Raw genomic sequence first — 11,703 nt, 5'->3', positions numbered from 1 at the left:
TCTCAGGTGCCAACGAAGGCGGTACCGCCATGGACCTGCTGCCATCCGCCCACGTGGACACCTTCGCGCGGGACCATCTCCCGCCGCGCGACCAGTGGCCGGAACTCGCCTTCGAGCTGCCCGCGCTGCACTACCCCGACCGGCTCAACTGCGCGGCCGAGCTGCTGGCCGGCGGCAGCCCCGGCGCCCCCTGTCTGCGCACCCCCGGCGGCGAGGTCTGGTCCTACGAGGACCTGAACGCCACCGCCGCGCGTATCGCGCACGTCCTGGCCGACGACCTCGGGGTGCGGCCCGGCAACCGGGTCCTGCTGCGCGGCCCGACCACCCCGTGGCTGGTGGCCTGCTGGTTCGCGGTGCTCAAGGCGGGTGCGGTGGCCGTGACCGTACTGGCCGCGCAGCGTTCAGGGGAGCTCGCGACGATCTGCGACATCGCGGCCGTCCGGCACGCGCTGTGCGATCTGCGGTCGGTGGACGACCTGGCCAAGGCCGAGATCCCGGACCTGCGGATCACCACGTACGGCGGAGAGGCGCCCGAGGACCTGTTGCGCCGGGCCGCCGACAAGCCCGACCACTTCACCGACGTCGCCACCTCGTCCGACGATGTCGCGCTCATCGCCTTCACCTCGGGGACCACCGGCCGCCCCAAGGGCTGTATGCACTTCCACCGCGACGTCCTGGCCATCGCCGACACGTTCTCCGCCCAGGTGCTGTGCCCACGCGCCGACGACGTCTTCGCGGGCAGCCCGCCGCTCGGCTTCACCTTCGGCCTCGGCGGGCTGGTGATCTTCCCGATGCGGGCCGGGGCGTCCAGCGTGCTGCTGGAGCAGGCCGGACCGGAGCAGTTGCTGGCGGCCGTCGCCCGGCACCGGGTGAGCGTGCTGTTCACGGCGCCGACGGCGTACCGGGCGATGCTCGGTCACCTGAATGACGCAAGCAGCTCCGCCTCGTACGATGTCTCGTCGCTGCGGCGCTGCGTTTCGGCGGGTGAGAATCTGCCCGCGGCCACCTGGCAGGCGTGGCACGACCGCACCGGTCTGCGCATCATCAACGGCATCGGCGCCACCGAGCTGCTGCACATCTTCATCTCCGCCGCCGACGACGCCATCCGCCCCGGCACCACGGGCCTGCCGGTGCCCGGCTACCGGGCGCGGATCGTCGACGCCGCCGGGGAGCCGGTCCCCGACGGCGAGCCGGGGCTGCTCGCGGTGCGCGGCCCGACGGGCTGCCGCTACCTCGCCGACGAGCGTCAGACCGTGTACGTGCAGGGCGGCTGGAACCTCACGGGAGACACCTATGTCCGTGAACCCGACGGCTACTTCCGCTATGTGGCCCGCGCCGACGACATGATCATCTCGGCGGGCTACAACATCGCGGGCCCGGAGGTCGAGGAGGCGCTGCTGCGGCACCCCGACGTCAGTGAGGCGGCCGTCATCGGCGTCCCGGACGAGGAGCGCGGCCAGATCGTCCGCGCCTTCGTCGTCCTGCGCGACGGCGTACCGCGCGGCACGGCCACGGTGGGGGCGCTGCGCGACTTCGCCAAGGGCGTGATCGTGCCCTACAAGTGCCCGCGCGACATGGTCTTCCTGGACGCCCTCCCCCGCACTCCCACCGGGAAACTGCAGCGCTTCCGGCTGCGCGACCTAGAGTGATCATGTGACCGAGCACACCCCCAGTTCGCTGATCGTGACCTTCTTCGGCGCCTACGGGCGCGCCGAACTGGACGGCCGGGTACCGGTCGCCGCCCTCATCCGGCTGATGGGCGCGGTGGACGTCGACCCGCAGTCGGTCCGCTCGGCCGTCTCCCGGCTCAAGCGGCGCGAGCTGCTGGTCCCGGACCGTGTCGGCGGCGCCGCCGCGTACGCGCTCTCCGACGACGCCCGCCAGCTCCTCGCCGACGGCGACCGCCGCATCTACGGCGGCCCCGGCTCTGCCGAAGGCGACGGCAACAGCGACGGCGACGGCTCCTGGGTGCTCGCCGTCTTCTCCGTCCCCGAGACCGAGCGCCACAAGCGCCATCTGCTGCGCTCCCGGCTGGCCCGGCTCGGCTTCGGCAGCGCGGCGCCCGGCGTCTGGATAGCCCCGGCCCACGTCCAGGAGGAGGCCCGCCACACCCTGCGCCGCCTCGAACTCGACTCCTACGTGGACCTCTTCCACGGCACGCACCTCGGCTTCGAACCGACCGCCACCGCCGTCCGCCGCTGGTGGGACCTCGACGCCATCGCGAAGCTCCACCGCACCTTCCTCGACGCCCACGAGCCGGTGCTCGACCGCTGGTCCCGGCGTCCCGACGTACCCCCGCGCGACGCCTTTCCCGACTACCTCCGCGCCCTCGACTCCTGGCGCCAACTCCCCTACGCCGACCCCGGCCTCCCCACCGCCCTGCTGCCCCCCGACTGGCCGGGCGCCCGCGCCTCCCAGGTCTTCACCGAACTGCACCAACGCCTGCACGCAGCAGGTGCCGCCTTCGTCCGCGCGGCTCCCGGGCCCGCCTGAGCGGGCCGGGGAACCGTCGGGTACCGCACACCGTCTCCCGCCCCATGCGGACACCTTCACCACCCGGCAGGTTCACGCCCTTCGGCTCCCGCCACCGCATGGCCGCCTGGGCACTCGCGGGAATCCACGGTGCGCTCGCCGGCTTTCTCGCCGCCTACCTGGTCCTGCTGGCCCCGGTCTCGTGCCATGCCGGGACGGGCCCGGGTCCCGACCTCCTGCGGCTGTTCGTCCACACCCCGGCGATCCTGATCGCGGCCGTCGCGACCGCGCTCGGCACCTTCGCCCTGGCGGTGCGCATCACCCTCTCCGCGCCCCTGGCCGTCCGGCTGACCGTGCCGCCCTTGCTGCTCTGCACGGCGCTCGCGCTGCTCGTCTGGGCCGACTTCGCGTGGTTCGGAGCGGTCGCCGGGGTACCCAACCCCGGGCTCTGCCCCGCGGACAACGTCCCTCCGTGGTGGCCGCACTGGATACCGGCCTGAGCGCGGGTGCCGGGGCAGGTGATGTCGGCGCCGTCGGCGTATCCATGCCGTGCGCAGCGCCGATGGCTGACCGTGCCACCCCTCATCGACGGGTGCATGATGAAGGCATGAGCGACCGCGACGATTTCCTGGCGTGGGTGAAGACCGACCTGTACGAGGCGGAACGTGCGCTGCACAACGGCGATCCGGCTCCCCGCCGGGCGCTCTGGTCACGCAACGAGCCCGTCAGCGTCCTGGGGGCGTGGCGCAATGCCAACGGTCAGCAGGAGATCGACCAGCTCTTCAGCTCCCTCGGGAAAAGCTTCTCCGACTGCACTTCGTACGTGTTCGAGCTGCAGGCGTACGACGTTCTGGGCGACATGGCCTACACGGCGGGTCTCGAGCACACGTCCGCCTCCGTCGACGGACAGCCGCGCACCTACACGTTGCGTGCCACCCAGGTGTACCGCCGCGAGGACGGCGAGTGGCGGGTGGCCCATCGGCACGGCGACACCGTGACCGAGTGACGGCCGGGTGACGTTCGCGGGCCGAGCGCGGTACCCGGCCGGGGAGGCCGGGTACCGCGCTCGGTCATGACTGCGGAGAGTGCGGCGCGGTCAGCCCTCGGCCGGGAGCTCGTAGACGTTCTTCGGGGTGATGATCGAGGTGATCGCCTTCGCGAAGAGCGTGCTCGGCTCGAAGCCGTCGTGCAGGATGTCGGTGTTGAGCAGGATCACCATGGTGGCGTCCTGCTTCGGCAGGTACATCGTCACGCTCTCGTAGCCCGGCAGCGAGCCGTTGTGCCCGATCCAGCCATGGGTGTTGAAGAGGCCCAGGCCGTACGCGGCACCGTCGAACCCGGGTACCGGGATGAACTTCTCCCGCTGCGCCTGGGTGGCCGGGGTGAGCAGCGTGCCGGTGGCGACCACCTTCGCCCAGTGGTGCAGGTCGTGCAGGTCGGAGATGATCGAGCCGGCCGCCCACCCCCAGCTCGGGTTCCAGTTCGTCGCGTCCTCGACATCACCGGTCAGCGTCTGGTTCGTGTACCCGTGCGCGTGCGGCGACGGGAACTCGGCGCCCTTCGGGAGGAACGTGTGGTTCAGGTGGGCCGGCCCGGTGACGCGCTTCTGGATGAACTCGGCGAGCGGCATCCTGCCGAGCTTCTCCACGAGCAGACCGAGCAGGATGTAGTTGGTGTTGGAGTACTGGAACTCCGTACCCGGGGGGAAGACGTTCGGGTTGCTGAAGGCGTAGGCCAGCAGTTCCTTCGGGGTGAACTGCCGGGTCGGGTCGCTGAACAGCGCCCGGGCGAAGTCCGGGTCGGCGCTGTACGAGAACAGGCCGCTGCGCATCTCCAGCATCTGGCGGACGGTGATGTGCTCGCCGTCGGGCACGCCGTGGAGGTAGGTGGAGATCGGCTTGTCCAGTTTGACCAGCCCCTGGTCGACCAGCTCCAGGACGGCCGTGGCGGTGAAGGTCTTGGTCTCGCTGCCGATCCGCATGTTGAGGTCGGGCTTCATCGGCGCGCCGGTCGCCTTGTCGGCCACCCCCGTCGACCGGATGTAGCTGCCACGGCCGGGCAGCCACAGACCGACGGTCACGCCGGGGACGCGGGCCTCCTTGCGCACGTCCTCGATCGCCTTGTTGAGGCGGGCCACGAGCTTGGGGTCCAGGCCTTGCGGCGGGCAGTCGTCGGCAGACGGGTCGACGGCGGTGACCGCGGCCGTGGGCGGGGCGGCCTGGGCCGCGGACGACGTCAGGGTGAGCGGGACCAGGGTGGAGAGGGCGAGGAGGGCGGTGGCGAGTCGGCGGGTGGGGGCACGACGCATGGCGGGATGCCTCTTCCAGAGGTGAGGGACCCTGCGAGGCCAAGATGACTTATCGCACCGGCCGGGACCCCGCGCCCACGGTCACCACCCGGCAAGTCCACCCGTACGGCCCCGGGGCCCGGCCTCCTGCGGTGGTCCGTCCGCACCGCTCGTTGATCAACGCACCTGGAGTGTGAGGGGCGGCTGATGCACCTGGCGTGTGAGCCTCGGCTGATGCGGCTAGAGCGTGAGCCGGGGCTTCGGGGCGTCCGTGCGGCCGCTCGGGGGGCGGCGGCTGCCTGCCGCGTACTGCTGCGGCCAGGGGGCGGCCGGGCCGCGGTAGTTCTGTTCGGCTGCGGCGTGCAGGGTCCAGTTCGGGTCGTAGAGGTGGGGGCGGGCCAGCGCGCAGAGGTCGGTGCGGCCGGCCAGGAGAAGGGAGTTGACGTCGTCCCAGGAGGAGATGGCGCCGACGGTGATGACGGGGACGCCGAGCTCGTTGCGGATGCGGTCGGCGAACGGGGTCTGGTACGAGCGGCCGTACCGAGGGCGCTCGTCGGCGACGACCTGGCCGGTGGAGACGTCGATGGCGTCGGCTCCGTGGGCCGCGAAGGCGCGGGCGATGGCGACGGCGTCGTCCTCGGTGGTGCCGCCCGGCGCCCAGTCGGTCGCGGAGATACGGACGGTCATCGGGCGGTCCTGCGGCCAGACGGCCCGGACCGCGTCGAAGACCTCCAGCGGGTAGCGGAGCCGCCCGTCGAGGTCGCCGCCGTAGGCGTCGGTGCGGTGGTTGGTGAGCGGGGAGAGGAAGGACGAAAGCAGATAGCCGTGCGCGCAGTGCAGTTCCAGCAGGTCGAAGCCGGCGCGGGCGCCGCGCGCGGCGGCCGCCGTGAACTCCTCTCGGACGGCGGCGAGACCGGCCGAGTCGAGCTCGCCCGGCACCTGGTTGACGCCCGGCCGGTAGGACAGCGGGGAGGGGGCGACGAGCGGCCAGTTCCCGTCCGGGAGCGGTTCGTCCATGCCCTCCCACATGAGGCGGGTGGAGCCCTTGCGCCCGCTGTGGCCGAGTTGCAGGCCGATGGCGGCGGACGACTGCGTGTGGGCGAAGTCGGTGACGCGCCGCCAGGCCGTCTCGTGCTCGTCGGTGTACAGGCCGGCGCAGCCGGGGGTGATGCGGCCGTTCGGGCTGACGCACACCATCTCGGTCATGACGAGGCCGGCGCCGCCGAGTGCCCGCGCGCCGAGGTGCACGAGGTGGAAGTCGCCAGGGGTGCCGTCCACGGCCGAGTACAGGTCCATCGGCGAGACGACGACGCGGTTGCGCAGGGTCAGTGCGCCGAGCCGGAAGGGGGTGAACATCGGCGGGGTTGCGGGTTCGGTGCCGAAGTCCCGTTCCACGGCGTCGGTGAAGCCCCGGTCGCGCAGCCGCAGATTGTCATGGGTGACGCGGCGGCTGCGGGTGAGGAGGTTGAAGGCGAACTGCAGCGGCGGCTGTCCGGTGTACTGCGCGACCTGCTCGAACCATTCGAGGCTGGCGCGGGCCGCGCGCTGGGTGCTTTCGACGACGGGTCTGCGCTCGGTTTCGTACGCCGTCAGCGCGGCCGGCACGTCCGGCTGCTCCTGCAGGCAGGCGGCGAGCGCGAGCGCGTCCTCCATGGCGAGTTTGGTGCCTGAGCCGATGGAGAAGTGCGCGGTGTGGGCGGCGTCGCCGATCAGTACGGTCCGCTCATGCCACCACCGCTCGTTGACGACGGTGGTGAACGCGCCCCAGCGCGAGCGGTTGCCGTGCAGCGCGTGGCCGTCCAGGCAGCCGGCGAAGAGCTTCTCGCAGCGGGCGATCGACTCCGCCTCGTCGAGCCGGTCGAACCCCGCGCGCAGCCAGACGTCCTCCCGCATCTCGACGATGAACGTGCTGGCGCCCTCGCGGTACGGATACGCGTGCCCCTGCATGACGCCGTACTCGGTCTCGGCGATCTCGAATCGGAAGGCGTTCAGGGGGAGGTCGCTGCCGAGCCAGATGTAGCGGCAGCGGTGGCCGGTGAGCCGCGGCCGGAAGACATCGGCGTGCGAGGCGCGGGTGGTGCTGTTGGCACCGTCGGCGGCGATGACGAGGTCGTGGGTCGCGGCGAGCTCCACGGCGGCGGGGCCGGTCTCGCGCAGCCGCAGCTCGACGCCGAGGTCACGGCACCGCTGGTGCAGGATCGTCAGCAGCCGGCGCCGGTCGAGGGCGGCGAAGCCGTGCCCGCCGGAGGTGACCACCTCGCCGCGGAAGTGCACGTCGATGTCGTCCCAGCGGGTGAACTCCGCCTGCAGGGCGCGGAAGACGACCGGGTCCGCGTGCTCGATGCCGCCGAGCGTCTCGTCGGACAGGACGACGCCGAAGCCGAAGGTGTCGTCGGGGGCGCCGCGTTCCCAGACGGTGATGTCGCGCGCGGGGTCGAGGCGCTTGAGCAGGGCGGCCGCGTACAGGCCGCCGGGGCCGCCGCCGATGACCGCGATCCGCATGGCTAGCGCCCTTCCCAGCGGGGCGGGCGCTTCGCGGTGAACGCGGCGTGGAATTCGGCGTAGTCGGCGCTGGTCATGAGCAGTGCCTGGGCGGCGGCGTCCATTTCGACGGCGGCCGCCAGCGGCATGTCGAGCTCGGCGGTGAGCAGCGCCTTGGTCTGCTGGTAGGCGAGCGAGGGGCCGGCGGCCAGCCGTTCGGCCAGCGCGGCGGCCACGGCGTCGGCCTCTCCTTCGGCCGCCGTCTGGCTGACCAGCCCGATGCGCTCCGCCTCTTCGGCACCGACCGTCTCGCCGAGCATCAGCAGCCGGGTGGCGTGGCCGAGCCCGACCATGCGGGGCAGGAGGTACGCGGCCCCCATGTCGGCCCCGGCGAGCCCGACCCGGGTGAAGAGGAACGCGAACCGGGCCGTCGGCTCGACGATCCGGAAGTCGGCGGCCAGGGCGAGCACGGCACCCGCGCCCGCCGCGATCCCGTGCACGGCGGCGATGACGGGGAACGGTGCCTCGCGGATCGCCCGCACGACCTGGCCCGTCATCCGGTTGAAGCCGAGCAGCTCGCCTGTGCCCATGCCGAGGGTGGCGCCGATGATCTCGTCCACGTCACCACCGGAGCAGAAACCGCGGCCCGCACCGGACAGCACCAGCACCCGGGTCTTCCCGTCGTGCGCCAGCTCGGCGAGCAGGTCCCGGAGGTCGGCATAGGAGCCGAAGGTGAGGGCGTTCAGCTTGTCGGGGCGGTCGAGGGTGACGGTGACGACGCCACCGGCGCGCTCCACCCGCAGGTGTTTCCACTGGCCGGTGGGGCTCGCTGAGCTCGGATAGGGACTCAAGGCACGTCCTCCTTGGCGGGGGGAGGGGGTGCGGACGCCCGCAGAGCGAAGTTATCACTCATCTGTGACCGCCGTCACGATTGCGAGATATCGGCGGCGGTGCCGCTGGATCCGCGCGGGCGCCCCGAGCGGGTGCCGCCGGGATCCGCGCGGGCGGCGGGGCGGACCACCGGGATCCGGGCCGCGCCGTCAGGCCAGCGTGGCCACCAGGATCGCCTTGATGGTGTGCATCCGGTTCTCCGCCTGGTCGAACACGACGGAGTGCGCGGACTCGAAGACCTCGTCGGTGACTTCGAGCGAGGTCAGGCCGTGCCGCTCGTAGATCTCCTGGCCGATCTTCGTCCCGAGGTCGTGGAAGGCCGGCAGGCAGTGCAGGAACTTCACGTCGGCGTTGCCGGTGGCGCGGAGCACGTCCATGGTCACCGCGTACGGGCCGAGCAGTTCGATCCGCTCGTCCCAGACCTCCTTGGGCTCCCCCATCGACACCCACACATCGGTGTGGACGTAGTCCACGCCGCGCACGCCCTCAGCGACGTCCTCGGTGAGGGTGACGCGCGCGCCGGTGGTCTCCGCCAGCCGGCGGGCCTCGGCGACCACCGAGTCCTGCGGCCACAGCTGCCGGGGCGCGACGATCCGGACGTCCATACCGAGCAGCGCGCCCGTGATGAGCAGCGAGTTGCCCATGTTGTAGCGGGCGTCGCCGAGGTAGGCGTAGGCGGTCTCGCCGAGCGGCTTGTCGGTGTGCTCGGACATGGTGAGCACATCGGCGAGCATCTGGGTCGGGTGCCACTCGTCGGTGAGACCGTTCCAGACCGGCACACCCGCGTACTGCGCGAGTTCCTCGACGATCGCCTGTCCCGCGCCCCGGTACTCGATGCCGTCGAACATCCGCCCGAGCACCCGCGCGGTGTCCTTGGCCGACTCCTTGTGCCCGATCTGCGAGCCGGAGGGGTCGAGGTAGGTGGTGCTCGCGCCCTGGTCGGCGGCCGCGACCTCGAACGAACAGCGGGTCCTGGTCGAGGTCTTCTCGAAGACCAGCGCGATGTTCTTGCCGGCCAGCCGCCGGACCTCGGTCCCCGCCCGCTTGGCCGACTTCAGCTCGGCCGCCAGCTCCACCAGGTGGCGGAACTCCTCGGGGCTGAAGTCCAGCTCCTTGAGGAAATGACGACCCTTGAGGTCGATGGCCATGGGGACTCCTAGGTAGCGGCAGAGGGGAGGACCTTGGAAGTCTATACGATCAATGACATGTTTATACAGATCTGCTTTTCCGTGCCTAGACCGCCTCGCGTTCGATGGGACAGCTCATACAGCGCGGGCCGCCGCGCCCCCGGCCCAGCTCGCTCCCCGGGATCTCGATCACCTCGATACCGCACTTGCGCAGGAAGGTGTTGGTCGTGACGTTCCGCTCGTAGGCCACCACCACCCCCGGCTCGACGGCGAGCACGTTGCATCCGTCGTCCCACTGCTCGCGCTCCGCCGAGTGCACGTCCTGCGTCGCGGTCAGCACCTGGATGTCGTCCAGGCCCAGCGCCGCGGCGATCGCGCGGTTCATGTGCTCGGCCGGATGATCGGTCACCTTCAGGTCCCGGTCCCCCGCTCCGGGCTCGATCGAGTACGAGCGCAGCATCCCCAGCCCGGCGTACTTGGTGAAGGTGTCGCCGTCCACCATGGTCATCACGGTGTCCAGATGCATGAAGGCCCGCTTCTTCGGCATGTCCAGCGCCACGATCGTGCGGGCGGAACCCGCCGCGAACAGCCCCTGCGCGAGCATCTCCACCGCCTGCGGGGTGGTTCTCTCGCTCATCCCGATGAGCACCGCCCCATTGCCGATGACCAGGACGTCACCGCCCTCGATGGTCGACGGATATGCCGCCTGCCCCTCGGACCAGATGTGGAAGTCACCGCCGGCGAACAGCGGATGGTGCTGGTAGATCGCCTCGAAGTGCACGGTCTCGCGCTGCCGGGCCGGCCAGCGCATCGCGTTGATGCTGACCCCGTCGTAGACCCAGGCGGAGGTGTCCCGGGTGAAGATGTGGTTCGGCAGCGGGTTCAGCAGGAAGTCGTCCAGGCGCATGGCGTGGAAGAGCACCGAGATCGGCTCGGCGAACCGCTCGAGGAACTCCCGTTTGGTCATCCCGCCGACCAGCGCCTCGACCAGGTCGGGCACGGACAGCTCGTCGAACGACGCGCGCAGATGATCGGTGGCCAGCGGCCCGTACTGCTTCTCGTCGAAGACCCGGTCCAGCACCAGCGCCCGCGCCTCCGGCACCGCCAGCGCTTCCCGGAGCAGATCCCCGAAGAGATGGACCTCGACCCCGCGGTCGCGCAGCACATCCGCGAAGCCGTCGTGCTCCGCGCGCGCCCGGCGCACCCACAGCAGGTCGTCGAAGAGCAGCGCGTCCTTGTTGGACGGGGTGAGCCGCTTCAGTTCAAGGTCGGGTCGATGGAGGATGACGCGGCGCAGCCGCCCGGCCTCGGAATCCACGTGAAAGCCCATGGACACAGTCCTTCCCCTCTCACAGGCGCCTCGCACGCCCGGCGCACGCCCCGGTACCGGATGGACGTGTGGGGCGGGATCCACGGTGGCAGGGCGGTAGCCCTGCCGGTGTCCGGCGAGCACCGGGCGCGTGCCCGGCAGGGTGTCACACCTCGTGGCGCATCACCTCCGCCAGCGCGGCGATCTGCTCGGGCCCCACCCGGCAGCAGCCGCCGATCAGCCGGGCTCCCGCGGACCGCCAGTCGCGGACCCGGGAAGCCTCGAAGGTCACCTCGCCCTGCCACTTCCGGGCCTGGGCGTCCCACTCCTCGCCGCTGTTCGGATAAACCACGACGGGCTTGCCGGAGACCTCCGCGGCGAGTGCCACGGCGTGGTCGGCGTCCCGCGGGGCGCAGCAGTTGACGCCGACCGCCACCACATCGTCCCGCCCGGCGGCCAGTGCGAAGGCCGCTTCCAGCGGCTGCCCGGCGCGGGTCAGGTCGCCGTCGATGCTGTACGAGAGCCAGACCGGCACCCCGATCCCCTCGACCGCGCGCAGCAGTGCCTCCGCCTCGTCCGTGTCCGGCACCGTCTCCAGGGCGAACAGATCGGGCCCTGCCTCGGCCAGCGCCTCGATCCGCGGCCGGTGGAAGCGCTCCAGCTCCCGCACGCTCAGCCCGTACCGCCCCCGGTACTCGCTGCCGTCCGCCAGCATCGCCCCGTACGGGCCGACGGACGCCGCCACCAGCACGTCGGTACGGCCGCCCGCGGCGCTCCGCGCCAGCTCGACGCTGCGCCGCAGCAGCGCCGACGCCTCCTCCCGACCGGTCCCCCGGCGGGCGAAGCCCTCGTAGGTCGCCTGGTAGCTGGAGGTGATGAGCACCCGCGCACCCGCCCGGACATAGGCCGCGTGCGCCGCCTCGATCTGCTCGGGCGCGTCGGCCAGCAGCCGGGCCGACCAGAGCGGGTCGGACAGATCACAGCCCTGGGCGGCGAGTTGGTTGGACAGCCCGCCGTCCAGGACGAGCGGGGTGCCCAGGGTCAGGTCGGGCGGCATGACGGTCGCTCCTTGCTTCGGCCCCGGATCGGGTGCACCGGAGGTTCGTTCAAAGGGTCAGATCAGGTCGGTTCAGTGC

The 11,703-nt window shown here is 71.6% G+C and carries 10 protein-coding genes; 4 read left to right on the top strand and 6 right to left on the bottom strand.

The features are described from left to right. The first annotated feature begins 29 nt into the window (after positions 1 to 29). The 4 genes from O3W51_RS04720 to O3W51_RS04705 all read left to right on the top strand — a co-directional run bounded on the left by O3W51_RS04720 (position 30) and on the right by O3W51_RS04705 (position 3,478). Positions 30 to 1,649, top strand: coding sequence for an AMP-binding protein (locus O3W51_RS04720; protein ID WP_269283965.1), 1,620 nt, complete (start codon positions 30 to 32; stop codon positions 1,647 to 1,649). A 4-nt stretch (positions 1,650 to 1,653) separates the two neighbouring features. Further along, positions 1,654 to 2,493, top strand: a complete 840-nt coding sequence (locus tag O3W51_RS04715) for a PaaX family transcriptional regulator (RefSeq protein ID WP_138356532.1) — start codon at positions 1,654 to 1,656, stop codon at positions 2,491 to 2,493. A gap of 98 nt (positions 2,494 to 2,591) precedes the next feature. Further along, positions 2,592 to 2,972, top strand: a complete 381-nt coding sequence (locus tag O3W51_RS04710) for a hypothetical protein (protein WP_138356531.1) — start codon at positions 2,592 to 2,594, stop codon at positions 2,970 to 2,972. A 107-nt stretch (positions 2,973 to 3,079) separates the two neighbouring features. Next, positions 3,080 to 3,478: a nuclear transport factor 2 family protein gene (locus O3W51_RS04705; protein ID WP_138356530.1), complete on the top strand. Its 399-nt coding sequence runs from the start codon at positions 3,080 to 3,082 to the stop codon at positions 3,476 to 3,478. A gap of 90 nt (positions 3,479 to 3,568) precedes the next feature. Here O3W51_RS04705 and O3W51_RS04700 read toward each other — a convergent pair whose 3' ends face one another. The 6 genes from O3W51_RS04700 to mmuM all read right to left on the bottom strand — a co-directional run bounded on the left by O3W51_RS04700 (position 3,569) and on the right by mmuM (position 11,624). Further along, entirely contained in the window at positions 3,569 to 4,780 is a 1,212-nt protein-coding gene (locus O3W51_RS04700) for a serine hydrolase domain-containing protein (protein ID WP_138356529.1), read from the bottom strand. 219 nt (positions 4,781 to 4,999) lie between these two features. Then, positions 5,000 to 7,261, bottom strand: a complete 2,262-nt coding sequence (locus tag O3W51_RS04695) for a bifunctional salicylyl-CoA 5-hydroxylase/oxidoreductase (RefSeq protein ID WP_269283962.1) — start codon at positions 7,259 to 7,261, stop codon at positions 5,000 to 5,002. Between the two features lie 2 nt (positions 7,262 to 7,263). After that, positions 7,264 to 8,091 carry an enoyl-CoA hydratase family protein gene (locus O3W51_RS04690; protein WP_138356527.1) on the bottom strand — a complete coding sequence of 276 codons (828 nt, stop codon included), beginning with the start codon at positions 8,089 to 8,091 and terminating at the stop codon, positions 7,264 to 7,266. A 189-nt stretch (positions 8,092 to 8,280) separates the two neighbouring features. After that, a complete protein-coding gene (gene argF / locus O3W51_RS04685) occupies positions 8,281 to 9,279 on the bottom strand; it encodes an ornithine carbamoyltransferase (protein ID WP_138356526.1) in 999 nt (332 codons plus the stop codon). An 85-nt stretch (positions 9,280 to 9,364) separates the two neighbouring features. Further along, entirely contained in the window at positions 9,365 to 10,588 is a 1,224-nt protein-coding gene (locus tag O3W51_RS04680; RefSeq protein WP_269283958.1) for an arginine deiminase, read from the bottom strand. Positions 10,589 to 10,733: 145 nt separating this feature from the next. Next, positions 10,734 to 11,624, bottom strand: coding sequence for a homocysteine S-methyltransferase (mmuM, locus tag O3W51_RS04675; RefSeq protein ID WP_138356524.1), 891 nt, complete (start codon positions 11,622 to 11,624; stop codon positions 10,734 to 10,736). Between the last annotated feature and the right edge of the window lie 79 nt (positions 11,625 to 11,703).

This window comes from Streptomyces sp. H39-C1 (assembly GCF_027158125.1).
Lineage (GTDB): Bacteria > Actinomycetota > Actinomycetes > Streptomycetales > Streptomycetaceae > Actinacidiphila > Actinacidiphila fildesensis.
Note: the sequence above shows the minus strand (reverse complement) of the source record. Positions and strands in the feature narration are given on the sequence as shown.